The organism is Streptomyces antioxidans (assembly GCF_000968685.2).
GTDB classification, from domain to species: Bacteria; Actinomycetota; Actinomycetes; order Streptomycetales; family Streptomycetaceae; genus Streptomyces; species Streptomyces antioxidans.
Map to the genome: position 1 here is coordinate 1 of NZ_LAKD02000088.1, position 25121 is coordinate 25121.

Below are 25121 nucleotides of genomic sequence, written 5' to 3' on the forward strand. Positions count from 1 at the left end.
TCGGTGGGGGCGGCCAGGCATCCGCGCGGGGGCGGCCCGGCACCCGTGCGGGGGCGGGGGGCCCGGTATCCGCAGGGGGCGGCCGGGCATCCGCGTGGCGCCGGTCCTCCGGCCGTGGCCGCCTCGGCGCGGCCCGCCCCACGGAGGTAAGCGGCCCGCCCCGCGGAGGCAATAGGCTGGGAGCGCCGACGTTCAGCAACCCGTCGTCCTCGCCTCCGGGCGGTGACGGCACCGCGCCGAGGAGCCACCCGCCGTGTCAGACCCACAGCGCCCCCGTGCGTCCCTCCGTACCGCCGTGGTCTGGGAGGTCCTGAAGGACGCCCTGGACCGGCGGGCCAAGGTCACGGGCCGGGAGCCCGCCGGGGGCGAGGCCGTGCACGGTGCGCTGGACGTCCTGGACACCGGCGGCGGCAGCGGCAATTTCGCCGTTCCCGTGGCCCGCCTCGGCCACCGCGTCACCGTGGTCGACCCGAGTCCGAACGCGCTGTTCGCGCTGGAGCGGCGGGCCGCCGAGGCCGGGGTCGCCGACCGGGTGCGCGGGGTTCAGGGCGATGCCCACGGGCTGTTCGACGTGGTCGAGCGCGGCGGTTACGACGTGGTGCTCTGCCACGGCGTCCTGGAGTACGTGGACGACCCCGCCGAGGGCCTGCGGAACGCGGCGGCGGCCCTGCGCCCCGCCGGAACCCTCAGCGTGCTCGCCGCGGGCCTGGGCGGCGCCGTGCTGGCCCGCGCCCTGGCCGGTCACTTCACCGAGGCCCGGCAAGCGCTTACCGGCCCGGAGGGCCGCTGGGGCTCCGGGGATCCGATGCCGCGCCGCTTCACCGAGGACCAGCTGTCCGGGCTGGTGCGCGCGGCCGGTCTGGAGATCGCCGCGGTGCACGGGGTGCGGGTTTTCGCCGATCTTGTCCCCGGGGTGCTCGTGGACACCGAGCCCGGGGCGCTGGACGCCCTGTTGCAGCTGGAGGAGGCCGCCGCCGAGCTGCCCGCCTTCCGCTCGGTCGCCACTCAGCTGCACGTTCTCGCCGAGCGGGACTAGAGACCGGACCAGAGCGCTCCACGCGCCCCATCCGACGGCGGGCGGCGCAGGTGGAGTCGGCCACAGGAGACCCGATCGGACGCCCGGCGCCGTATGATCGGGGTACACCGTCCGGCATGGCAAATCGGCGGGAGGGGAATGGACGTCTCAGCGTCAACTTTCGCCGCGCCCGAAGGGGTGGGCGAATTGGCGTTGAGGGGCGGGTTTCACGGGGGCGATTCCCTGCCTATCCTGAAAGGGTCGCACCCGGTCGCCCCCCGCGACCGACGAGTAGGAGGACTCCGTGCCGCTCTCGGAGCACGAGCAGCGCATGCTCGAGCAAATGGAGCGAGCGCTGTACGCCGAAGATCCCAAGTTCGCGACAGCGCTTGAGGGAAGCGGCCTGCGAACGTACACCCGGCGACGGGTCTACCAGGCGGTCGCGGGTTTTCTGGTGGGCATCGCACTCCTCATGGTCGGGGTGATCGTTCCCCAGATCTGGATCAGCGTGGTGGGCTTCCTGATCATGCTGGGATGCGCGGTGCTCGCGGTGACCGGTTGGCGCAAGGCTCCCAAACCCGGTGAGGCGCAGAGTGGCGGCGGGGCGGCTCCCCGTCGTCAGGGCCGTCAGCGCCGTTCGATGATGACACGCATCGAGGAGCGCTGGCAGCGGCGCCGTGATGAGCAGGGCCACTGAGAATTCAGGGATGAGCGGTTGAGGGGCGGTCGCCGACTGGCGACCGCCCCTTCTCATCACCAGGGCTTCCTCGCTGCCAGGGCTTCGCCCCTGGGCCCCGCTCTGAGGGGCGGAGCCCCGCCGGGCGGCGGAGCCGCGTATCGCTGGCCCCGCACCTCCCCGGCCCCATGGGGCCGCAGGCGCCCAGAGTCGCGGGCGCCCGGGGCCGCCGGGGATCAGTTCCGGCCCGGGGATCAGTTCCCCTGCTGGCCGCGCGGGGTCCGCAGCCGGGAGGCCCAGCGGGCCCAGCGGGGCGCTCCCCACCGCTCGACCAGCGCGGACCAGCGCTGTCCCGCCGCCCACACCAGCTGGGCCACGGACCGCGGGGCCAGCAGCGCCCGCGCCCGCTCCCGCCGTCCCGCCGTGGCCCGGAATCCGGCCAGCACCAGCCGGACGTCGTCGGCCACGCCCGTGACCGGGCGCGGATCCGGTGCGTACAGCACCTGCTCGACCGCCTCGGCCACCCGCTGTGCCGCCCGGGCCGAATCGTGGTCGAGCCCGGCGGTCCGCACCATGCGGCTCACCGCTCTGCGCGAGGTCAGCGAGTCGTCCGGCAGCACGCCGAAGTCCCAGGCCGAGTCGGTGAGTTCACGCCATGCGGCGAGCACCCGGTCGACCGCGTCCTGCTGGGTGCGCCCGCCCGAGCCGTTCAGTCTGCGGGTCCGTATCCGCCGCCGCCACAGCATGGGCAGCAGGGGCACCACGGCCAGCAGCACCGCCAGCGAGGTCCAGCTGGTGACCTTGGTGGCCGACCAGCCCCCGCCCGAGGCGCCGTTGTCCGGCTGCTGGGCCGCGGCGCCGTCACAGGTGCCCAGCTTCTTCATGTCCGGGGGGCAGCTGTCGGACGCGGTCGGCGTGGCCGTCGGCTCGGCGGTCTCGGTGGGCTCGGCCGTGGGCTCGTCGGTCGGGGCACCCGATGGCGTCTGCTCCATCGTGTAGTCGGGCTGGGTGCCACGGCTCGGGGTGGGCTCGAAACGGGTCCAGCCCACGCCCTCGAAGTACAGCTCGGGCCAGGCGTGCGCGTCCTTCAGCCCCACCGACACCGAGCCGTCCGCCTGGGCGGTGCCGGGGGTGAACCCGACCGCGACCCGCGCCGGAATGCCCAGCGTCCTGGCCATCGCGGCCATCGAGAAGGAGAAGTGGACGCAGAAGCCCTCCTTCTGCTTCAGGAACCGGACGATGGCGGCCGAGCCGCTGCCCGACTGCACCTCGGTGTCGTAGCGGAATCCTCCGCTCACCGCGAACCAGTCCTGGAGCTTGACCGCCTTCTCGTACGCGTTGCCCGCGCCGGCGGTCACCTCCCGCGCCGTACGGGCCACCACGGACGGCAGCGAGTCCGGCACCTCCGTGTACTCGTTCCGCAGCCGGGAGGGCGGGGCCGGGGCGTCCGCCAGCTGGTCGGCCGTCGGCTCCACCAGCAGGCTGGTGACCCGGTAGCGCGCGCCCCGGGTGGTCTGGCCGCGGTCGCCGACCAGCGTGCGGCCCTCCGGCTCATAGCGCCAGCGCCCGTCGATATCGACCCTTGACGCGGGGTAGGGGAGGGGCAGCCAGTTCTGCGCGTACCAGTCGGCGGCCGAGATCGAGGTGTCGACGGAGGAGACCCGGACCGAGGGGCCGAGCCCGGCGGGCGAGGGAAGCTGACTGGGCACATCGGTGACATGCCGCTCGGACGACTTCCACGAGGTGCCGTCGAACCGGTCCAGCGCCACGATCCGCAGATAGAGGTCCTGGGTGGTCTGCGAGGAGGTGCGATAGCGCAGCACCTCCTTGTTCTCCGGCTGGTTCAGGCTGTCCTGCAGTGACACCAGCGGATTGACCGCCGAGATCGTGCCGCCACCGCTGCCCGCCCCGCCGTTGCCCCCCTGCCGGTCCAGCAGCCCGCCGTCCAGCGACGGCAGCACCGCGGGCACCGCCAGCGCGATGCCGAGCGCCAGCACGCCGATCCTGCGGCCGGTGCGCACCGGGGCGAGCGCCGGGCTGCCCCCGGCCCCGGCCAGGCCCGAGGGCGGCATACCCGCCGGGTGCCGGGCGCCGCCGCTGAACACCCGGCCCCACTGGGACAGCCGGTCCCGGCCCTCGGCCAGGAGCAGCAGCAGATAGCCGGCCGCAGCCAGCAGGAACCACAGCCAGTCGCTCCCGTCGTCGGACAGACCGGCCGCCACCGAATAGAGCGCGAGCAGCGGAAGCCCGGAGGGTGCCGCGCTGCGGTACGTCACCGCGAGCGCGTCGACCACCAGGCCGATCACCAGCACCCCGCCCACCAGCATCAGCCGGATGCCATCGGTGAGCGGCGCGGGGATCGCGTACTGCCCCACGTCGTCGGCGCCGTCGCGCAGCAGCAGAGTGAATTCGTGGAGCGCCTGCGGGCTCGGCAGCAGCCCGCCCAGCGCCTGCTCGTGGGCGAAGACCAGGGTGAGCAGCAGCAGCGTCACCACGGCCTGCGCGACCACCGTCAGCGGGCGGGCCAGCGGCACCCGGCGGGCCGCCACGCCCGTGACGCTCTGGACCGCCAGCAACAGGACGGCCTGCAACAGCCAGCTCGCCGGATCCACCAGCGGCAGCAGCGCACAGGACGCCGCCACCGTGGCCACCGCCGCACATATCGCGAGCCGAACGCTTCCACTCATGTCCAGCTCCCCGTCATGCCGCCGACCGCGCGGCTCCCGGCGTCCGCCCGGGTGGCGCCCTGGGCGTCGGCCTGCCGCCACAGCTGTGCCAGGGAGACTCCCGGGCCGACCGGCAGCGCCGTCCACCCCGCCTCGCGCAGCCGCCGCAGCCGGTCCTCCAGGTCCGGTCCACTCCCGAACTCCGCCCCGCGCGACCAGGCGGCGCCGTCCAGTACGAAGGCCACCGCGGCCGTGGTGCGGTGCCGCATCCGGGCGGCCATCGCCGCCTGTTCCTCGTCCAGATCGCCCAGGAAGGCCACCAGCAGTCCCTCTCCGCCGCCGCGCAGCACCTCATAGGCGGGCGAGAGCCCTCCGCCGTCGGAGTGGTCCACCACGGCGAGGGTGTCCAGCATCAGCCCGGCCGTCTCCGCCGAGTCATGGGTGGAACCGGTGAAGCCGCCTCCGCCGTCCCGGCCCGGCACCGAGCTTCCGGTGTCGGTCAGCAGCCGGACCGCATACCCCCGCTCCAGCAGGTGCACCGCGGCCGACGCCGCCCCGGAGACCGCCCATTCGAAGGCCGAGTCCGGCCCGGAGCCGAAGTGGGCGGTGCGCCGGGTGTCCAGCAGCACCGTGCAGTGGGCCCGCTGCGGCTGCTCCTCCCGGCGGACCATGAGCTCCCCGTAGCGCGCCGTGGAGCGCCAGTGCACCCGGCGCAGATCGTCGCCCACGCGATAGCCGCGCGGGATGACGTCGTCCTCACCGGCCAGGGCCAGTGAGCGGTGCCTTCCGTCCCCGTACCCCGCGGCCTCGCCGGTCAGGCGCACCGGGGGCAGCGGCTCGACCTGGGGCACCACCGTGAGCGTGTCGTAGGTGCTGAAGGCGCGGGTGAGCTCGCACATCCCGAACGGATCGCTCAGCCGCAGCTGCAGCGGGCCCAGCGGATAGCGGCCGCGCAGATCCGAGCGCACCCGGTAGGACACCTCGCGGCGGCCGCCCGGCTCCACCCGGTCCAGTACGAACCTCGGGCGCGGCCCCAGGACGTAGGGCACCCGGTCCTGGAGCATCAGCAGCCCGGTGGGCAGCCGCGAGACATTGTCCATCCGCAGGTGCACCCGGGCCTCGGAGCCCGCGGGGACCCGCGCGGGCGCGAGCCGCCGGCTGCCAGCGACCCGGTACCGGGTGCGGTAGACCACGGCCACACAGACCAGCGGCAGCGCGGCCAGCAGCAGCCCGACCCGCAGCAGATCCGCCTGGCCCAGGACATAGCTGCACACCGCGGCGGCCACCCCGGCGGCCAGGAAGGAACGGCCGCGGGTGGTCAGACCGGCGAGGGCGGTCCGCAGCCCGCCCGACCGCTCACCGGCGCCGGGCCCCTCGGGATCCATGTCCGTCCCCCCTGCGGCCATCACGGCCTCCGCGCGCCCGGCTGCTGCCGCCCGAAGTCGGCCGGGGGCATGGGCGGCATGGGGGGCATCCCGCCCGCGCCGCGCTGGGCGGAGGTGGGCACCGGGGTGTGCTGCAGGATGTCCGCGACGACCTGCTCGGAGGTGCGGCGGTTCAGCTGGGCCTGCGCGGTGGGCAGCAGCCGGTGGGCCAGCACCGCGACGGCCAGGGACTGCACATCGTCCGGCAGCGCGAACTCCCGCCCGGCCAGCGCGGCCGCCGCCTTGGCGGCCCGCAGCAGATGCAGCGTGGCGCGCGGCGAGGCGCCCAGCCGCAGATCGGGGTGGCTGCGGGTGGCGGCCACCAGGTCCACCGCGTAACGCCGGACGGCCTCGGCGACATGCACCGAGCGCACCGCCTCGATCAGCTTGACGATCTCATGGGCGTGCGCCACCGGCTGCAGGTCGTCCAGCGGGGAGACCCCGCCGTGGACGTCCAGCATCTCGAGCTCGGCCTGCGGGCTGGGGTACCCGATGGAGACACGGACCATGAAGCGGTCCCGCTGCGCCTCGGGCAGCGGATAGGTGCCCTCCATCTCGACCGGGTTCTGCGTGGCCACCACCATGAAGGGGTTGGGCAGCTCATGGCCCTCCCCGTCGATGGTGACCTGGCGCTCCTCCATCGACTCCAGCAGCGCGGACTGGGTCTTGGGCGAGGCGCGGTTGATCTCGTCGCCGATCACGATCTGGGCGAAGATGGCGCCCGGCTTGAACTCGAACTCCTTGCGCTGCTGGTCGAAGATGCTCACGCCGGTGATGTCGGACGGCAGCAGGTCCGGGGTGAACTGGATCCGCCGCACGGAGCAGTCGATGGACCGGGCGAGCGCCTTGGCCAGCATCGTCTTGCCCACGCCCGGGACGTCCTCGATCAGCAGATGTCCCTCGGCGAGCAGCACGGTCAGCGAAAGCCGTACGACCTCGGGCTTGCCCTCGATCACACCCTCCACCGACCTGCGGATCCGATCCGCTGTGGTGGTCAGATCGCTGAGGCTCGCTCGTTCGTCATAGGTCGTCACCCGGCCCTCCTCGGCCCGTTCTCAGGGCCGCTGCCCTCGGAACGGACCGGCCCACCGCAAACGCTGGCATCGGTCCCCCGCGTGGTCGCGGGGGACGATGTCACCTATGCATTCTTGCGGTCTCCGCGGCCTCGCGTCACTCGGCTGTGGATAACCCGGGGTTATTTGTCACGCTTGTACGAGTTCGAGTGCTGAATCCCTTCCGCATCTTCAGCCTCTCTCACGTCCGCGGCGTGACCTCCCGCAGCAGACCCGTCGTCACATCGAAGACAAAGCCGCGGATGTCGTCGGTGTGCAGCAGGAACGGCGAGGTGCGCACCCGCTCCATCGACTGGCGGACGTCGGCGTCGAGGTCCCTGAACGCCTCGACCGCCCACGACGGCCGCTGTCCCACCTCCTCCTCCAGCTCGTGCCGGAAGTCCTCGGTGAGGTTCAGCAGACCGCAGCCGGTGTGGTGGATGAGCACGACGCTCTGGGTCCCGAGGGCCCGCTGGCTGATGGTCAGGGACCGGATGATGTCGTCGGTGACCACACCGCCCGCGTTGCGGATGGTGTGGCAGTCGCCCAGCTCCAGGCCGAGTGCCTCGTGCAGGTCCAGACGGGCGTCCATGCACGCGACGATGGCGACGCGCCGCACCGGCCGCGCGTCCATCCCCGGATCGGTGAACTTCTCGGCATATGCGCGGTTGGCCTCCACGAGGCTGTCGGTGACCGTCTCTCCCGTACGGGCGTCGCGGTCGGTGGACGGATTCGGCTGCGGCGCTGATATCGACATGACGAGGACGCTACCTCTCACCAGGGATTTTTGTCTTCTCTTTAGGTAGGGCAAACGAGGGCAACGGGGTGGGCCGAAAGGGTGGTGTGAGGCAATCCACAGCCCCTCCCGCCCCGCGTTCCGGTGCCCAAGGAAGGGGATACCCCTCCTGCGGCGGGACGCGCAGGCCGGTTGGTTGACCGAAGGGACGAGTGGACTAAAGTGGCGCGAAGTGGGAGGCGTGACGCTCCCCTCGGATCCCGGAATTTCGCGTGAGCGCGGTGCGTACGTACCCCTCGGCCTCCTCCCGCTCCGGCTGCCTGACGTCACTTCCCCGGCGCCAGTAGGCCACTTCCCCTTCAGAGCGGGTGGGGACCCGGCGGTGCGTACCATCCTCGCCCGATCCTCAGAAGGGCGCACGAGCAGCGCAATGAGCAGCAACGCTCTCCATGTTCCCGTCATGCTCCAGCGCTGCCTGGACATGCTGGCCCCCGCCCTCACCCAGCCCGGCGCGGTCGTGGTCGACTGCACCCTGGGCCTCGGAGGCCACAGCGAGGCGCTGTTGCGCGACTTCCCCGAGGCCCGGCTCATCGCCCTCGACCGCGACCCGTCCGCACTGCGGCTCGCCGGGGAGCGGCTTGCCCCTTACGGCGATCGGGCGACGCTGGTCCACGCGGTCTACGACGAGCTGCCCGAGGTCCTCGACCGGCTCGGCGTCCCGCGCGTCCAGGGGATCCTCTTCGACCTCGGCGTGTCGTCCATGCAGCTGGACGAGGCCGGGCGCGGCTTCGCCTACGCCCAGGACGCCCCGCTGGACATGCGGATGGACCAGACCACCGGTGTCAGCGCGGCCGAGGTGCTCAACACCTATCCGCCGGGCGATCTGGTGCGCATCCTGCGGACGTACGGCGAGGAGAAGTTCGCCAGGAAGATCGTGGACGCCGTGGTGCGTGAGCGCGCCAAGGAGCCGTTCACCAACAGCGCCCGGCTCGTCGAGCTGATCCGCGACGCGCTGCCGCAGGCCGCCAAGCGCACCGGCGGCAATCCGGCCAAGCGCACCTTCCAAGCGCTGCGGATCGAGGTCAACGGGGAGCTCGCGGTCCTGGAGCGGGCCATCCCGGCAGCCGTAAGGGCGCTCGCGGTCGGCGGCCGGATCGCCGTGCTGTCGTATCACTCGCTGGAGGACCGCCTGGTCAAGCAGGTGCTCGCGGCCGGTGCCAGCCATACGGCGCCCCCGGGGCTGCCGGTCATCCCCGAGCAGTACCAGCCCCGGCTGAAGCTGCTCACCCGTGGCGCGGAGCTGCCCACCGAGGACGAGATCGCCGAGAACCGCCGGGCCACCCCGGCGCGGTTCCGGGGGGCGGAGCGCATCCGGGAAGAGGTCGCCCCATGAGCGCGCGGGGGACGGGCCCGAAAGGACGGCCGGCGCCGGGCGCCACCACGGCCAGGCGCACGCCCTTCGTGCTGCTCGTCGTGGTCCTGCTCGGCTCCGGCCTGATCGCACTGCTGCTGCTGAACTCCTCCCTCAACCAGGGTTCTTTCGAGCTCACCAGACTGGAGAAGCAGACCAAGGAGCTCACCGACGAGCGCCAGGCCCTCCAGCAGGACGTGGACAAGCTCTCCGCGCCCGGCGAGCTGGAGCGGCGCGCCCGGGAGCTGGGGATGGTGCCCGGCGGCACCCCCGTCTTCCTCAACCCGGACGGCTCGGTCAGTGGGGTGCCCGCCCCCGCCACGGGGCAGCCCTCGGCCCTCGGCGGCCCCGGCCAGGTGCTGCCGCCCTCGCTCGGAACCACGCCGTCCGAGGCGTCGCCCGTCGCGTCCGAGGCGTCGCCCACTCCGTCCGCCCTCGTGCCGCCGGCGCTGCCGACGTCGCCGACCGCCACGGCTTCGGTGAGCCCGTGGGTGCTGCCCACAGGGTCCCCCGCGTCCACCCCCGCCTCCACCCCTCCTTCGGCATCCGCCTCCGCCTCCGCCTCCGCGAACTCCACCCCGGCCCCTCAGTAGGTGACACGGTGACGCGACCCCCAGCCTGCGCCCAGCCCACCCCGCCCGCGTGGACGACCCCCCGGGCACGGCGGACGGCCACCGACCCAAGGGCGGCCACCGCCCCGTGGGCAGTCGCCGAGCCGCAGATCGCCACCCACCCGAAGGCGGTCACCGTCCCGAGGGCGGCCGTCGCGTGAGCGCGCCCCAGGACCCCCGGCGCCGCGGGGTGCCCGGCCCGGGCGGCCCCCGCGGCGACCGCCGCCCGCGCCAGGACCCGGCGCGGCGCCCCGATGAGCGCCGCCGCCAGGGCGCACCGCCCGGCCGTCCGGGCCCGCGCCCCCGCCCCGGCGCCCCCCAGCAGCTGCGGCTGGGCAGCCCGCGCCCCCGGCTGCGGCTGATCAGCCTCGGCCTCACCCTCGTCATGCTGGCCTTCGTCGTACGGCTGCTGCAGGTACAGGCCGTCGACGCCAGCGCCTACGCGGCCAAGGCCAACGTCAACCGCTACATCCCGGTGAAGCTGTCCGCCGAGCGCGGCTCCATCACCGACCGCAACGGTGTCGACCTGGCGACCACGGTGGACGCCTACGACATCACCGCCGCCCCCGACCTCCTCACCCCCAAGACGGCCAAGACCCGTGACGCGCCGCACCAGGCCGCGGCCCTGCTCGCGCCGATCCTCGGCAAGGACCAGGCGGACCTGGAGAAGAAGCTCACCGACAACCCCAGGTCGCAGTACGTCGTGCTGGCCCGGCAGCAGTCCCCGCAGGTCTGGAACCAGATCAAGGACCTGAAGAGCGCCCTCGACGACGCGGCGACCAAGGGCAAGGGCACCAATGTCCTGGCCGGGGTCAACCGTGAGGCGCACAGCAAGCGGGTCTATCCGAACGGGGACCTCGCCGCCGGGATACTGGGTTTCGTGGGCGCCGACGGACGCGGCTCCGCCGGGCTGGAGCAGCAGCTCAACAAGAAGCTCGCGGGCAAGGACGGCAAGCGCGTCTACGCCCAGTCCGGCGGCCACCAGGTGCCCACCGGCGACGTCAGGGAGCAGCCCGCGGTCTCCGGCAGCGACTACGAGCTGACCATCGACCGGGACATCCAGTGGGCCGCCCAGAGCGCCATCGCCGACCAGGTGCGCAAGTCCGGGGCCGACCGCGGCTATGTCATCGTCCAGGACACCCGCACCGGACAGCTCCTGGCCATGGCCAACGCCCCCAGCTTCGACCCCAACGACATCACCACCACGGACGCCGACGACCTGGGCAACGCCGCGGTCTCCGACGCCTACGAGCCCGGCAGCGTCAGCAAGCTGATGTCCATGGCCGCCGTCCTCCAGGAGGGCGTGGCGCGCTGGGACACCCATGTGGTGGTCCCCAACCGGCTGCCCCGCGCGGACCGTGCCTTCGCCGACGACATCGACCACGCGACCTGGTACCTCACGCTCAACGGCGTGCTCGCCAAGTCCAGCAACATCGGCACGATCCTCGCCACCGAGCAACTGGCCAAGACCAAGCGGCAGAAGAACCGGATCCTCTACTCCTATCTGCGCAAGTTCGGGATCGGCCAGCCCACCGGGCTCGGCTTCCCCGGCGAAACCCCGGGCATCCTGGCCAAGCCGGAGGACTGGAGCGCCTCGCAGCAGTACACCATCCCCTTCGGCCAGGGGCTGTCGCTCAACGCCGTCCAGGCGGCCTCGGTGTACTCGACCATCGCCAACGGGGGCGAGCGCATCGCGCCCACGCTCGTCCGCGGCGCCAGGGGGCCCGGCGGCGACTTCACCGCGGCGCCCGCCCCCGAGAAGACCCGTGTCGTCAGTAAGGAGACCGCGAAGACGCTCGCCGAGATGCTGGAGTCGGTCGTCGACGATCAGCAGGGCACCGGCGCCAAGGCGAAGATCGCGGGCTATCGTGTCGCGGGCAAGACCGGCACCTCCAACCGGGTGGACCCCAAGACCGGCCGCTACCGCGGCTACACCGCGTCCTTCGCCGGCTTCGCCCCGGCCGACAAACCCCGGCTCACCGTCTACTGCGCCGTTCAGAACCCGACCAAGGGCAGCTACTTCGGCGGCCAGGTCTGCGGACCGGTCTACAAGAAGGTCATGGAATTCGGCCTCAAGGCCCTGCAGGTCCCGCCGTCCGGGAAGCAGCCCAAACGGCTCCCGGTGAGCTACGGCCCGGGCCAGTGAGCGGGTCCCGCAGTGACGACGATCACGCCGGACCCCGGGAACCACGGTCCGGTACGGCCCCGTACCGCCGCCTCATTTCGCGGGGGAGCGGGTCTCCCGGGTACGCTCACCGCCGTGCCCCAAGCTGATCAGTCCCAAACCCCTCAGAAGGACGTTTCTGTGGAATACCCGGGAGCGCCCCGTCCTCTCCAGGTCCGCCCGATCCCGCTGGTGGACCTGGCGGATCAGCTGGGCGTCGAAGCCCCCGAAGCCCCGGAAGGGGCCGCGGTCACCGGGATCACCCATGACTCGCGGGCCGTACGCCCCGGGGATGTGTACGCCGCGCTGGCCGGTGCCCGTCTCCACGGCGCGGACTTCGCCGCCCAGGCCGCCGACCTCGGCGCGGTCGCGGTGCTGACCGACCCGGCGGGTGCCGAGCGTGCCGCCGCCACCGGCCTGCCGGTCCTCGCGGTGGACAACCCGCGCGGCCGGATGGGCGCGCTGGCCGCCACGATCTACGGTGAGCCGGGGAGCGACCTGCTCCAGCTCGGCATCACCGGCACCTCGGGCAAGACCACGACCGCGTATCTCATCGAGGGCGGCCTCAAGGCCGCCGCGAAGCACGATGGCGGCCTTACGGGTCTCATCGGCACCGTCGAGACGCGGATCGGCGACGAGCGCATCAAGTCCGAGCGCACCACCCCCGAGGCCACCGATCTGCAGGCGCTGTTCGCGGTGATGCGGGAGCGCGACGTCCACTCGGTCGTCATGGAGGTCTCCAGCCACGCCCTGGTCCTCGGCCGCGTCGACGGCTGCGTCTTCGACGTGGCGGTCTTCAACAACCTCAGCCCGGAGCACATGGAGTTCCACTCCGGCATGGAGGACTACTTCCAGGCCAAGGCCCAGCTGTTCACCAAGGCCCGCAGCCGCCTCGGAGTGATCAACTACGACGATGAGTACGGCCGCCGTCTGATCGAGCAGTCCGAGGTGCCCGTCACCACCTTCTCCGCCGAGGGCCACCCCGACGCCCACTGGCGCGCCGCGGACGTCGAGGTCGGCCCGCTCGGCTCGACCTTCACCGCCGTCGGCCCGAACGGCGAGTCCGTACGGGCCGCCGCGCCCCTCCCCGGCCCCTTCAACGTGGCCAACGCGCTCGCCGCCGTCGTCGCCCTCGCCGTCGCCGGGATCGACCCGCAGACGGCCGCCGACGGCGTCGCCGCCGTCCCCGGCGTCCCCGGCCGGCTGGAGCGGGTCGACGTGGGCCAGCCCTACCTCGCGGTCGTCGACTACGCCCATAAGACCGACGCCGTGGAGTCGGTGCTGCGTGCCCTCCGCAAGGTGACCGACGGCAGGCTGCACGCCGTCCTCGGCTGCGGCGGTGACCGCGATCGGCTCAAGCGCGGCCCCATGGGTGCCGCGGTGGCCCGGTACTCCGACACGGCCGTCCTCACCTCCGACAACCCCCGCTCCGAGGACCCGCTCGCGATCCTCGCCGCCATGCTCGCGGGCGCCGCCGAGGTGCCCGCTCACGAGCGCGGTGATGTGCTGGTCGAGGAGGACCGGGCCAACGCCATCGCGGCCGCCGTCGCCCGCGCCGAGGCGGGTGACACCGTCATCGTGGCGGGCAAGGGCCACGAGCAGGGACAGGACATCGCGGGCGTGATCCGGGCCTTCGACGACCGCCAGGTACTCCGTGAAGCCATCGAGCTCAGTGAGCGAGCCCGCGGACGCGATGCCACGCGCCCCGAAGCGAGCCCACAGCACCGGGACAAACACCTAGACGACCAGGGATGACAGACCGCCATGCGCGCACCAGCCCTCTCCAGGCAGCTCTCCCGCACGGCCGGAGGTGATCAGTGATCGCACTGTCCCTCACCGAGATCGCCGGCCTAGTCGGTGGACAGCCGCACGACATACCGGACCCGGACCTGAAGGTCACGGGCCCCGTCGTGATCGACTCCCGTGAGGTGCGGCCGGGCAGCCTCTTCGCCGCGCTCCCCGGGGAGCGCGTGGACGGCCACGACTTCGCCGGGGGCGCGGTCGCGGCGGGTGCCGTGGCGGTCCTGGCCGCCCGCCCCGTCGGCACCCCGGACGCCCCCGTACCGGCGATCGTCGTCCCCGACGTCATCGCCGCCATGGGAGCGCTCGCGCGCGCCGTCGTGGAGCGCGTGGGCGCCACCGTGGTCGCCCTCACCGGCTCCGCGGGCAAGACGAGCACCAAGGACCTCATCGCCCAGCTGCTCCAGCGCCGCGGCCCCACCGTATGGACGCCGGGCTCCCTCAACAACGAGATCGGCCTGCCGCTCACCGCGATGAGCGCCGACGAGGCCACCCAGCACCTGGTGCTGGAGATGGGCGCCCGCGGTAAGGGCCACATCCGGTATCTGACGGAACTCACCCCGCCCCGTATCGGACTCGTGCTCAACGTCGGCACCGCCCACATCGGGGAGTTCGGCGGCCGGGAGCAGATCGCCGAGGCCAAGGGCGAGCTCGTGGAGTCCCTGCCGCCCGCCGCGGAGGGCGGGGTGGCGGTGCTCAACGCCGACGACCCCTTCGTACGCGCCATGGCGTCGCGCACCAAGGCCCGTGTCGTCCTGTTCGGCGAGGCCGAGGGCGCCGGTGTGCGTGCCGGGAATGTCCGGCTCGCCGACGGCGGCCGCCCCGCCTTCACGCTTCACACCCCTACCGGGTGCAGCGAAGTGACCATGCGCCTGTACGGTGAGCACCACGTGTCGAACGCGCTCGCCGCGGCCGCCGTCGCCCATGAGTTGGGCATGTCCGTCGACGAGATCGCCGTGGCGCTCTCCGAGGCGGGGCAGCTCTCCCGCTGGCGGATGGAGGTCACCGAGCGCTCGGACGGTGTGACGGTCGTCAACGACGCCTACAACGCGAACCCCGAGTCCATGCGAGCAGCGCTGCGTGCGCTGGTCGCGATGGGCGCTGCCACACCGGGGCGTCGCACATGGGCGGTGCTCGGCCCGATGGCCGAGCTGGGCGAGGAGTCACTGGCCGAGCACGACGCGGTCGGACGGCTGGCCGTCCGGCTCAACGTCAGCAAGCTCGTGGCGGTCGGCGGCCAGGAGGCCGCCTGGCTGGACATGGGCGCCAAGAACGAGGGTTCGTGGGGTGAGGAGTCGGTGCACGTGTCCGACGTGCGGGCAGCGGTCGATCTGCTGCGTAGCGAGCTGCGACCGGGGGACGTCGTGTTGGTGAAGGCATCCAGGTCGGTCGGCCTTGAGCGGCTTGCTCAGGCGTTGCTCGACGGTGAGGGTGAGGTCGCCGGCCGATGGGCATGAGGCAGGTTCTCTTCTCGGGGGCCATCGGGCTCTTTCTGACCCTGATCGGCACCCCGGTGCTGATCAAGCTGCTGGCCCGCAAGGGCTATGGCCAGTTCATCCGGGACGACGGTCCGCGGACGCACGGCAGCAAGAAGGGCACGCCCACGATGGGCGGTATCTCCTTCATCCTGGCCACACTGATCGCCTACGCCCTGACGAAGGTGATCACGGGCAGTCAGCCGACCTTCTCGGGCGTGCTGGTGCTCTTCCTGTTCGCGGGCATGGGCCTGGTCGGCTTCCTCGACGACTACATCAAGATCGTCAAGCAGCGCAGCCTGGGTCTGCGGGCCAAGGCCAAGATGGCGGGGCAGCTGATCGTCGGCATCGCCTTCGCGATCCTCGCACTGAACTTCGCCGACTCGCGCCAGCAGACCCCCGCCTCCGACCGGCTCTCCTTCGTCCAGGACTTCGGCTGGTCCTTCGGCCCGGTGATCTTCGCGATCTGGGCGCTGTTCATGATCCTCGCGATGTCGAACGGCGTGAACCTCACCGACGGTCTCGACGGCCTGGCCACCGGCGCCTCCGTGATGGTCTTCGGCGCCTACACCTTCATCGGCGTCTGGCAGTACCAGGAGTCCTGCGCCAACGCGCAGACCCTCACCAACCCGTCGTCCTGTTTCGAGGTCAGGGACCCGCTCGATCTGGCCGTCGTCGCCTCCGCCCTGATGGGCGCGTGCTTCGGCTTCCTGTGGTGGAACACCTCACCCGCCAAGATCTTCATGGGTGACACCGGCTCGCTCGCGCTCGGCGGCGCGCTCGCCGGCCTCGCCATCTGCTCCCGTACGGAGCTGCTGCTGGCCCTGCTCGGCGGTCTGTTCGTCCTGATCACCATGTCCGTGGTCATCCAGGTCGGCTCCTTCCGTACCACCGGGCGACGGGTCTTCCGGATGGCACCGCTCCAGCACCACTTCGAACTCAAGGGGTGGAGCGAAGTCCTTGTGGTGGTCCGGTTCTGGATCATCCAGGGCATGTGCGTGATCGTCGGCCTCGGCCTCTTCTACGCGGGGTGGCGGGCCTCATGACGTCGGGCGCCGCCTCCCCCGACGTGACCGACCTCGCCGGACGGCAGGTCACCGTCGCCGGACTCGGCGTCTCCGGGGTCCCCGCAGCGCGTGCGCTGCGGGGCCTCGGCGCCTCGGTGACCGTGGTCAACGGCAGCGACGGCGAACCGCAGCGCGCCCAGGCGGCCGAGCTGGAGCCGCTGGGCATCACCGTCCGCCTCGGCGACGGGGAGACGTTGCCCGAGGGCGCCGAGCTGATCGTGACCACCCCCGGCTGGAAGCCCACCAGCCCGCTCTTCCTGGCCGCCGCCGAGGCGAACGTGCCCATCTGGGGCGATGTGGAGCTGGCGTGGCGGCTGCGCCGCGAGGACGCCCCGCCCTGGCTCGCGGTCACCGGCACCAACGGCAAGACGACCACCGTAAGGATGCTGGCGGCCATCCTGGAGGCGGCCGGGCTGCGCACCGCCGCCGTCGGCAACATCGGCGTCTCGCTCCTGGACATCGTGCTGGGCGACCAGCCGTACGATGTGCTGGCCGTCGAGCTCTCCAGTTACCAGCTGCACTGGGCGCCCTCGTTGCGCGCCCACTCCGGGGCGGTGCTCAACCTCGCCCCCGACCACCTCGACTGGCACGGCTCCATGGCTGCCTACGCGGCCGACAAGGGCCGGATCTACGAGGGCAACCAGGTGGCCTGCGTCTACAACGCGGCCGACCCCGCCACCGAGGACCTGGTGCGCGCGGCCGACGTCGAGGAGGGCTGCCGGGCCATCGGCTTCACCCTCGGCACCCCAGGGCCCTCCCAGCTCGGCGTCGTGGAGGACATCCTCGTCGACCGGGCCTTCGTGGCGGACCGCCAGAAGCGGGCGCAGGAGCTCGCCGAGGTCTCCGACGTGAACCCGCCGGCCCCGCACAACATCGCCAACGCCCTGGCGGCGGCCGCCCTGGCCCGCGCCTACGGCGTCCCGCCGACGGCCGTAAGGGACGGCCTGCGCGCCTTCCGGCCCGATCCGCACCGGGTGGAGCATGTGGCGGACGTCGGGGGCGTGGCCTACGTCGACGACTCCAAGGCGACCAACACCCATGCCGCGGAGGCGTCGTTGGGCGCCTATGAGCACATCGTGTGGATCGCGGGCGGCCTCGCCAAGGGGGCCACCTTCGACGAGCTCGTCCTTACGGCGGCCAAGCGGCTGCGCGGCGTGGTGCTGATCGGCGCCGACCGCGCCCTGATCCGGGAAGCGCTCGCGCGACACGCAGCCGATGTCCCGGTCGTGGACCTCGACCGGACCGACACTGGGGCGATGGCCGCGGCCGTGCGCGAAGCGGCGCGGCTCGCCCGGCCGGGCGATACCGTCCTGATGGCCCCGGCCTGTGCCTCGATGGACATGTTCATCAACTACAACAGGCGGGGCGAGGCCTTCGCCGCGGCGGTTCACGACCTGGCCTCCGGCCCGGTCCCGGACGACCAGTAGCCCGCCGGTCCCCCGCGGAGGACCGCCCGCGCGGGGAAACCGGAGGGGATACGACATGACGCCTGACCAGCCCGCCGCCCCGCGCTCCCGGACCTCCCGCCCCGGCACCGGCCGCCCGGCGCCGCGCTCGGGCGGCGCAGGGCGGGTGCGGGAGGCCGTACGCGGCAAGGGCCGGACGGCGTCACCGGCCCGCCCGCGCGGCACGGCGGGCGCCTCCCGGCCTCCGCGCCGCCCGCCGAGGGTGAATGTCGTGGACGCCCTGCGCGGGCTCCAGCAGCGCCTACGGCGGGCCTGGGACCGGCCGCTGACCGCGTACTACCTGCTGCTCGGCGGCTCGCTGCTGATCCTGGTGCTCGGGCTGGTCATGGTCTACTCCGCCTCCCAGATCAAGGCGCTCCAGTCCGGGCTCGCACCGTCGTACTTCTTCCGCAAACAGCTCTTCGCCGCGGCGCTCGGCGGCGCCCTGATGCTGCTCGCCGTGCGGATGCCCATCAAACTGCACCGCGCCTTCGCCTATCCGCTGCTCGCGGTCTCGGTCTTCCTGATGTGTCTGGTGCAGGTCCCGGGCATGGGCATCGCGGTCAACGGCAACCAGAACTGGATCTCCTTCGGCGGTCCCTTCCTGCTCCAGCCCAGTGAGTTCGGCAAGCTGGCGCTCGTCCTGTGGGGCGCCGATCTTCTCGCCCGCAAACAGGACAAGCGGTTGCTGGCCCAGTGGAAGCACCTGCTGGTCCCGCTGGTGCCCGCGACCGGCATGCTGCTCGGCCTGATCATGCTCGGCGGGGACATGGGCACCGCGATCATCCTCACGGCGATCCTTTTCGGCCTGCTGTGGCTGGCCGGCGCCCCCACCCGGCTGTTCGTGGGCGTCCTCGCCTTCGCCGGGGCCATCGGCATGCTGCTCATCAAGACCAGTGCCAACCGGATGTCCCGGCTCGCCTGCATCGGCGCCACCGAGCCCGGTGCGCACGACCAGTGCTGGCAGGCGGTGCACGGGATCTACGCGCTCGCCAACGGCGGATGGTTCGGCTCCGGGCTCGGGGCGAGCATGGAGAAATGGGGTGAACTGCCCGAACCACATACCGACTTCATCTTCGCCATTACCGGGGAGGAACTCGGCCTGGCGGGGACGCTGTCGGTTCTCGTCCTCTTCGCGGCTCTAGGCTATGCGGGTATCCGCGTGGCCGGACGCACGGAGGACCCCTTCGTGAGGTACGCCGCGGGAGGTGTGACCACCTGGATCACGGCTCAGGCCGTGGTCAACATCGGCGCGGTGCTCGGTCTGCTGCCGATCGCGGGTGTGCCGCTCCCGCTGTTCTCCTACGGAGGGTCCGCCCTGCTGCCGACCATGTTCGCCGTGGGCCTGCTGATCGCCTTCGCGCGGGCTGAGCCCGCTGCGCGGGCGGCGCTGGCCATGCGGCAGCCTGCTTTGCGGAAGAAGCTGGCTCGGGTGAGACGGAAGACGATGAGACGGCCCGTCAAGAGGCGGCCGTCCGGAGAGCGGTGAATTTCGGTGCATGTCGTACTCGCCGGTGGGGGGACCGCCGGCCACATCGAGCCCGCGCTCGCCCTCGCGGACGCCCTGCGCAGGCAGGACCCGACCGTGGGGATCACGGCGCTCGGCACGGAGCGCGGGCTCGAGACCCGGCTCGTACCGGAGCGCGGCTATGAGCTCGGGCTCATCCCGGCCGTACCGCTGCCGCGCAAGCCCACCCCCGAACTGATCACCGTCCCCGGGCGGCTGCGCGGCACCATCAAGGCCGCCGAGCAGATCCTGGAGCGCACCAAGGCCGACTGCGTCGTCGGCTTCGGCGGCTATGTGGCCCTGCCCGGCTATCTGGCCGCCAAGCGGCTCGGCGTGCCGATCGTCGTCCACGAGGCCAACGCCCGCCCCGGCCTCGCCAACAAGATCGGCTCCCGCTACGCCCACTGCGTGGCGGTCTCCACCCCGGACAGCAAGCTCCGCAACTCCCGCTACGTGGGCATCCCGCTGCGCCGCTCCATCGCCACCCTCGACCGGGCCGCGGTGCGCCCCGAGGCCCGCGCGGCCTTCGGGCTCGACCAGAACCTGCCGACGCTGCTGGTCTCCGGCGGCTCGCAGGGCGCGCGGCGGCTGAACGAGGTGGTCCAGACGGTGGCGCCGTTCCTCCAGCGCGCCGGGATCCAGGTGCTCCACGCGGTCGGCCCGAAGAACGAACTGCCGCATGTGGACAACATGCCAGGAATGCCGCCCTACATCCCGGTACCGTATGTGGACCGGATGGACCTCGCGTACGCCGCGGCCGACATGATGCTCTGCCGCGCGGGCGCGATGACCGTCGCCGAACTGTCCGCCGTCGGGCTCCCCGCCGCCTATGTCCCGCTGCCGATCGGCAACGGCGAACAGCGGCTCAACGCCCAGCCGGTGGTCAAGGCGGGCGGCGGCCTGCTGGTCGACGACGCCGAGCTGAGCCCCGAGTGGGTGCAGGGCAATGTGCTGCCGGTGCTCGGTGACCCGCACCGGCTGTACGAGATGTCCCGGCGCGCCACCGAATTCGGCCGCAGGGACGCCGACGAGCTGCTGGTCGGCATGGTGTACGAGGCGATCAGCGCACGCCGCTAGGCGTGAGGAGGCAGGGAGCGTGGCCGGACCGTCGACCGCCGAGCGCGGTGCACGAGGGACGACTCCGTCCGGCCCGCCCCCGCGCCTGCTGCGGGTCCGCCGTAGGCTCCGGCCGCCCCGCCGCCGCACCCTGCTGGTGACGGCGGTGGCGGTCACCCTGTTCGGTGCCGGGGCCGTCTGGCTGCTCTACGGCTCGAGCTGGCTGCGGGCCGAGCGGGTGCGGGTGGCCGGCACCACCGTCCTCACCGACCGGGAGGTGCGCGACGCCGCCGACGTGTCCCTGAACACCCCGCTGGTGGCGGTGGACACCGGGGCGATCGAACACCGGGTGCGCGAGCGGCTGAAGCGGATTGCGAAAGTGGACGTATCCCGGTCATGGCCGCACACCGTCAGTCTGGTGGTGACGGAACGCAGGCCCGAAGCCATTGTCGAAGAGGACGGGAAGTTCCACGAAGTGGACGCCACGGGAGTCCGGTTCTCCACCCTGAGCAAGCGTCCGAAGGGCGTTCCGCTGCTGGAAATGGAGCCGGATCGGTCGCCGAGTTCGCGCCATTTCGGCCGGGCCGGACTGCGCCGCGAGGCGGTCCGGGTGGTCACCCAACTCCCGGAGAAGGTCCGTCAGGACACCCGTTCCCTCCGGGTCCGCTCGTACGATTCGATCACCCTGGAGCTGACCGGGGGCCGTACCATCGCCTGGGGGAGCGGAGAGCGCGGCGAGGCGAAGGCGAAGGCGCTCACCGCACTGATGAAAGCGCGGCCGGACGCCGACCACTTCGACGTCCAAGCGCCGAGTGCCCCGGCGGTGTCTCGCAGTTGACGTTGATAGCGGCAGGCCAGCACCCTGGTTGGCTAGCCCACGGGGTGATCACATAGGGTGAAAAGAAAAGCGGGAGGTTCGGCGTGTTCATTGAACGCTCGCCACTTGTCGACTTAGTGTCCTGTTCCGAAGAGTCCGGGAAACAGAGGCACTGGTAACCCTAAACTTCAGCGTTAGGGTTGGGGTCGGCAATCGGAACCGTCCCATTCGGCATCAGTCGGCGCACCGCGGCAACGGCGGGGTGGCGACACGTAACTCGAGGCGAGAGGCCTTCGACGTGGCAGCACCGCAGAACTACCTCGCAGTCATCAAGGTCGTCGGCATCGGCGGCGGTGGCGTGAATGCCATCAACCGGATGATCGAGGTCGGGCTCAAGGGCGTCGAGTTCATCGCGATCAACACCGATGCGCAGGCCCTGCTGATGAGTGACGCGGACGTCAAGCTGGACGTCGGCCGCGAGCTCACCCGTGGCCTGGGAGCCGGCGCCAATCCCGATGTCGGCCGCAAGGCCGCCGAGGACCACCGCGAGGAGATCGAGGAGGTCCTCAAGGGGGCCGACATGGTCTTCGTGACGGCTGGTGAGGGCGGCGGCACGGGCACCGGCGGTGCCCCGGTGGTCGCGAACATCGCCCGCTCGCTGGGCGCACTGACGATCGGTGTGGTCACCCGTCCGTTCACCTTCGAGGGCCGCCGCCGCGCCAATCAGGCCGAGGACGGCATCGCGGGTCTGCGGGACGAGGTCGACACCCTCATCGTGATCCCGAACGACCGGCTGCTGTCCATTTCGGACCGTCAGGTGAGCGTGCTCGACGCGTTCAAGTCGGCCGACCAGGTGCTGCTGTCGGGTGTTCAGGGCATCACCGACCTGATCACCACCCCGGGTCTGATCAACCTCGACTTCGCGGATGTCAAGTCCGTGATGTCCGAGGCCGGATCGGCGCTCATGGGCATCGGCTCGGCCCGCGGGGACGACCGCGCGGTGGCCGCGGCCGAGATGGCGATCTCCTCGCCACTGCTCGAGGCGTCCATCGACGGCGCCCGGGGCGTGCTGCTCTCCATCTCCGGCGGCTCGGACCTCGGCCTGTTCGAGATCAACGAGGCCGCCCAGCTGGTGAGCGAGGCCGCCCACCCCGAGGCCAACATCATCTTCGGCGCGGTGATCGACGACGCGCTCGGCGACGAGGTCAGGGTCACCGTGATCGCGGCCGGTTTCGACGGCGGTCAGCCGCCCTCGAAGAACCGCGACAAGGTGCTCGGCTCCTACGGCGGCGGCAACCGCGAAGAGGGATCCAGCGGCTCCTCGAACCGCCCGGCCGGCCAGGAGAGCGGCAGCCGCCCGTCCTTCGGCGGGCTCGGCAGCGTCACTCCGCGCGAGGATGAGCCCGCCCCGGCGGACCCGGCCCCGGTCGCCGAGGTGTCGCCGCCCCCGGTGCCCACCCCGCACCCTCAGGTCCCGCCGGCCCGCCCCTACCCGGAGAGCCAGGCCGAGGAGCTGGACGTCCCGGACTTCCTGAAGTGAGCCGTCCGGCATGGCTCGACGGCGACCCGAAGTGAACCAGACGTGATAGCGCAACAGCACGACGCGAGCGGCGCGCACTTCGCCTTCACCGACCGGTGGGGCGGGGTGAGCGCCGCTCCGTATGAGGAGCTCAACCTGGGCGGGGCGGTCGGCGACGACCCCCAGGCCGTACGGACCAACCGCGAGCTGGCCGCCAAGGCGATGGGCCTGGACCCGGCGGCGGTCGTCTGGATGAACCAGGTGCACGGCCGGGACGTCGCGGTGGTCGACGGGCCGTGGCCGGACGATGAGATCCCGGCGGTGGACGCGGTGGTGACGCGGCGTCGGGGCCTCGCCCTGGCCGTCCTCACCGCCGACTGCACCCCGGTGCTGCTGGCCGATCCGGTGGCCGGGGTCGTCGGCGCCGCCCACGCCGGGCGGCCGGGACTGGTCGCCGGAGTGGTCCCGGCGGTGGTGAGGGCGATGACGGAGCAGGGCGCCGAGCCCGCCCGGATCGTCGCCCGCACCGGGCCCGCGGTCTGCGGACGCTGCTACGAGGTCCCCGCGGACATGCGCGCCGATGTCGCCGGGACGGTGCCGGAGGCGTGGGCCGAGACCAGCTGGGGTACCCCCGCGGTGGATGTGGCGGCCGGTGTGCTGGCCCAACTGGCGCGCGGGGGTGTGCGGATGGACGGGACGGATGGACAATCTCACATCTGCACCCTGGAGTCGGCGGACCACTTCTCGTACCGGCGCGAGCACACCACGGGGCGGCTCGCGAGCTATGTCTGGTTGGGCGGCTGAGCTGTGACGGATCGCAAGGCGGAACTGTCCGCGAATCTGGCCCGGGTGGAGGAACGTATCTCTGCCGCCTGCGCCGGGGCCGGCCGCAAGCGCGAAGAGGTGACCCTGATCGTGGTCACCAAGACCTATCCGGCGAGCGATGTCCGTCTGCTCGCGGAGCTCGGCGTACGGCATGTCGCGGAGAACCGCGACCAGGAGGCCGCCCCCAAAGCCGCGGAATGCGCGGATCTGCCATTGATCTGGCACTTTGTCGGGCAATTGCAGACCAATAAGGTGCGTTCCGTATCGAGTTACGCCGATGTGGTGCAATCCGTCGATCGCAGGCGATTGGTCGACGCGCTCTCCCGTGCGGCTGTGGGGGCCGGACGGGAGCTGGGCGTCCTGATTCAGGTCGCGCTCGACGTGGACTCCAGTGACCGGGGAGAGCGCGGAGGGGTGGGACCGGGCGGAGTGGAACGGCTCGCCGGGTCCGTGGCCGAGGCCGAAGGGCTACGGCTCGACGGTCTGATGACCGTCGCCCCGCTGACGGGTCCCTACGAGGGGCGGCCGCGGGCGGCGTTCGACCGGCTGATGGAAATCTCATCCCGCCTGCGCGTGGCCCATCCTGCTGCGAACATGGTCTCGGCGGGGATGAGCTCGGATCTCGAGGAAGCGGTGGCGGCGGGGGCGACACATGTGCGCGTCGGCACTGCGGTACTCGGAGTCCGACCCAGGCTCCGGTAACGTCGCGAAGAAGTCGGACCACAGCAGAAAATATGGTCATTCCCGTCAAAAGGCGGGCGGGCCACGTGGATCCATGGCATCCGGTGGCGGAGCCGATCCACCACAGAGCGGAGGACGCAGAAAATGGCCGGCGCGATGCGCAAGATGGCGGTCTACCTCGGCCTCGTGGAGGACGATGGGTACGACGGCCGGGGATTCGACCCCGACGACGAGTTCGAGCCCGAGCCGGAGCCCGAGCGGGAGCGGGACCGCCGGCGGCATCAGGTAGTGGAGACCGAACCGCGGCCGGAAAGGGGCGAATCCGTGCGAGTCGTCCACCCTCCCGCACAACGTGAACCGGCTCCGCTTGCGGTGGAAACCGGGCGACCCGCGCGAATTGCCCCCGTGGCGTCCATCACACCTGAACGTCAGAACTTGGAGAAGAACGCGCCAGTGATCATGCCCAAGGTCGTGTCCGAGCGGGAGCCGTACCGCATCACCACACTGCACCCCCGGACCTACAACGAGGCCCGTACTATCGGGGAACACTTCCGTGAGGGCACTCCCGTGATCATGAATCTGACGGAGATGGACGACACCGACGCGAAGCGACTTGTCGACTTTGCGGCCGGTCTGGTGTTCGGCCTCCATGGGAGCATTGAGCGGGTGACGCAGAAGGTGTTCCTGTTGTCTCCTGCTAACGTCGATGTCACGGCGGAGGACAAGGCCCGTATCGCAGAGGGCGGGTTCTTCAACCAGAGCTGAGACGCAAAAACGGCAAACCGGCAACACCGAGTCATCCGAGGCCGAAAGGCCGAGTACGAACCAGGGGAGAGGGACGCGCGGGATGGGCATCGCACTACAGGTGATCTACATCGCGCTCTACTGCTACCTGATCGTGCTGATCTTCAGGCTCGTGATGGACTACGTATTCCAGTTCGCGCGCTCGTGGCAACCCGGCAGGGCGATGGTGGTCATCCTCGAGGCCACCTACACTGTGACCGATCCGCCACTCAAGCTGCTCCGGCGGTTCATTCCGCCGTTGCGTCTCGGGGGTGTGGCGCTCGACCTGTCCTTCTTCGTGCTGATGATCATCGTCTGGATCCTGATCACCGTCGTGAGCAATTTTGCGAGCAGGGTGTGAACGATACGGTCTTGCCGATTGCCGACGACT

General features: G+C 71.7%; 22 protein-coding genes. 18 read left to right on the forward strand and 4 right to left on the reverse strand.

Annotated elements, in window-relative coordinates; genetic code table 11:
* Nucleotides 1-253 precede the first annotated feature (253 nt).
* Nucleotides 254-1036 carry a methyltransferase gene (locus tag VT50_RS28155; protein ID WP_046086135.1) on the forward strand — a complete coding sequence of 261 codons (783 nt, stop codon included), beginning with the start codon at nucleotides 254-256 and terminating at the stop codon, nucleotides 1034-1036.
* Nucleotides 1037-1319: 283 nt separating this feature from the next.
* Complete coding sequence (locus tag VT50_RS28160; RefSeq protein ID WP_046086136.1) at nucleotides 1320-1712, forward strand: DUF3040 domain-containing protein; 393 nt, start codon at nucleotides 1320-1322, stop codon at nucleotides 1710-1712.
* Between the two features lie 233 nt (nucleotides 1713-1945).
* Here VT50_RS28160 and VT50_RS28165 read toward each other — a convergent pair whose 3' ends face one another.
* The 4 genes from VT50_RS28165 to VT50_RS28180 form a co-directional block, all read right to left on the reverse strand.
* Nucleotides 1946-4378, reverse strand: a complete 2433-nt coding sequence (locus VT50_RS28165; protein WP_046086137.1) for a transglutaminase TgpA family protein — start codon at nucleotides 4376-4378, stop codon at nucleotides 1946-1948.
* A complete protein-coding gene (locus VT50_RS28170; RefSeq protein WP_046086138.1) occupies nucleotides 4375-5763 on the reverse strand; it encodes a DUF58 domain-containing protein in 1389 nt (462 codons plus the stop codon). Before VT50_RS28170 ends, VT50_RS28165 begins: the two co-directional genes overlap by 4 nt.
* On the reverse strand, nucleotides 5763-6815 hold the full coding sequence (locus VT50_RS28175) for an AAA family ATPase (RefSeq protein ID WP_046086139.1): 1053 nt from the start codon (nucleotides 6813-6815) through the stop codon (nucleotides 5763-5765). The genes VT50_RS28170 and VT50_RS28175 overlap by 1 nt, the downstream gene beginning before the upstream one ends.
* 220 nt (nucleotides 6816-7035) lie before the next feature.
* A complete protein-coding gene (locus tag VT50_RS28180; protein WP_046086140.1) occupies nucleotides 7036-7590 on the reverse strand; it encodes a beta-class carbonic anhydrase in 555 nt (184 codons plus the stop codon).
* Between the two features lie 409 nt (nucleotides 7591-7999).
* Here VT50_RS28180 and rsmH point away from each other — a divergent pair, with 409 nt between their 5' ends.
* From rsmH to VT50_RS28255, 16 genes are all read left to right on the forward strand, one after another.
* Entirely contained in the window at nucleotides 8000-8962 is a 963-nt protein-coding gene (rsmH, locus tag VT50_RS28185; protein WP_046086141.1) for a 16S rRNA (cytosine(1402)-N(4))-methyltransferase RsmH, read from the forward strand.
* A gap of 68 nt (nucleotides 8963-9030) precedes the next feature.
* Nucleotides 9031-9573, forward strand: a complete 543-nt coding sequence (ftsL, locus tag VT50_RS38695) for a cell division protein FtsL (protein WP_338058344.1) — start codon at nucleotides 9031-9033, stop codon at nucleotides 9571-9573.
* Nucleotides 9574-9581: 8 nt separating this feature from the next.
* A complete protein-coding gene (locus VT50_RS39380; RefSeq protein WP_158083231.1) occupies nucleotides 9582-9752 on the forward strand; it encodes a hypothetical protein in 171 nt (56 codons plus the stop codon).
* A complete protein-coding gene (locus VT50_RS28195) occupies nucleotides 9749-11737 on the forward strand; it encodes a peptidoglycan D,D-transpeptidase FtsI family protein (protein WP_046090585.1) in 1989 nt (662 codons plus the stop codon). Before VT50_RS39380 ends, VT50_RS28195 begins: the two co-directional genes overlap by 4 nt.
* A gap of 12 nt (nucleotides 11738-11749) precedes the next feature.
* A complete protein-coding gene (locus VT50_RS28200; RefSeq protein WP_079343904.1) occupies nucleotides 11750-13510 on the forward strand; it encodes a UDP-N-acetylmuramoyl-L-alanyl-D-glutamate--2,6-diaminopimelate ligase in 1761 nt (586 codons plus the stop codon).
* Nucleotides 13511-13572: 62 nt separating this feature from the next.
* Entirely contained in the window at nucleotides 13573-15012 is a 1440-nt protein-coding gene (locus VT50_RS28205) for a UDP-N-acetylmuramoyl-tripeptide--D-alanyl-D-alanine ligase (protein ID WP_079343905.1), read from the forward strand.
* Nucleotides 15009-16076, forward strand: coding sequence for a phospho-N-acetylmuramoyl-pentapeptide-transferase (gene mraY, locus VT50_RS28210; RefSeq protein WP_046088775.1), 1068 nt, complete (start codon nucleotides 15009-15011; stop codon nucleotides 16074-16076). Before VT50_RS28205 ends, mraY begins: the two co-directional genes overlap by 4 nt.
* The gene (murD, locus tag VT50_RS28215) at nucleotides 16073-17524 is read left to right on the forward strand and encodes a UDP-N-acetylmuramoyl-L-alanine--D-glutamate ligase (protein WP_046088776.1); all 1452 of its coding nucleotides are present in this window, start codon (nucleotides 16073-16075) and stop codon (nucleotides 17522-17524) included. The genes mraY and murD overlap by 4 nt, the downstream gene beginning before the upstream one ends.
* A gap of 55 nt (nucleotides 17525-17579) precedes the next feature.
* Nucleotides 17580-19031, forward strand: a complete 1452-nt coding sequence (gene ftsW, locus VT50_RS28220) for a putative lipid II flippase FtsW (protein WP_107424910.1) — start codon at nucleotides 17580-17582, stop codon at nucleotides 19029-19031.
* Nucleotides 19032-19037: 6 nt separating this feature from the next.
* Nucleotides 19038-20126, forward strand: a complete 1089-nt coding sequence (murG, locus tag VT50_RS28225) for an undecaprenyldiphospho-muramoylpentapeptide beta-N-acetylglucosaminyltransferase (protein WP_046088769.1) — start codon at nucleotides 19038-19040, stop codon at nucleotides 20124-20126.
* Between the two features lie 19 nt (nucleotides 20127-20145).
* The gene (locus VT50_RS28230; RefSeq protein WP_046088770.1) at nucleotides 20146-20943 is read left to right on the forward strand and encodes a cell division protein FtsQ/DivIB; all 798 of its coding nucleotides are present in this window, start codon (nucleotides 20146-20148) and stop codon (nucleotides 20941-20943) included.
* A 277-nt stretch (nucleotides 20944-21220) separates the two neighbouring features.
* Nucleotides 21221-22462, forward strand: coding sequence for a cell division protein FtsZ (gene ftsZ, locus VT50_RS28235; protein WP_046088771.1), 1242 nt, complete (start codon nucleotides 21221-21223; stop codon nucleotides 22460-22462).
* A 42-nt stretch (nucleotides 22463-22504) separates the two neighbouring features.
* Nucleotides 22505-23245: a peptidoglycan editing factor PgeF gene (pgeF, locus tag VT50_RS28240; RefSeq protein WP_046088772.1), complete on the forward strand. Its 741-nt coding sequence runs from the start codon at nucleotides 22505-22507 to the stop codon at nucleotides 23243-23245.
* Between the two features lie 3 nt (nucleotides 23246-23248).
* Nucleotides 23249-23968 (forward strand): YggS family pyridoxal phosphate-dependent enzyme, encoded by a 720-nt coding sequence (locus VT50_RS28245; RefSeq protein ID WP_046088773.1) that lies wholly within the window; start codon nucleotides 23249-23251, stop codon nucleotides 23966-23968.
* A 123-nt stretch (nucleotides 23969-24091) separates the two neighbouring features.
* Nucleotides 24092-24712, forward strand: coding sequence for a cell division protein SepF (locus VT50_RS28250; protein WP_030831675.1), 621 nt, complete (start codon nucleotides 24092-24094; stop codon nucleotides 24710-24712).
* An 82-nt stretch (nucleotides 24713-24794) separates the two neighbouring features.
* Nucleotides 24795-25091, forward strand: a complete 297-nt coding sequence (locus VT50_RS28255) for a YggT family protein (RefSeq protein ID WP_014060001.1) — start codon at nucleotides 24795-24797, stop codon at nucleotides 25089-25091.
* Nucleotides 25092-25121 lie beyond the last annotated feature (30 nt).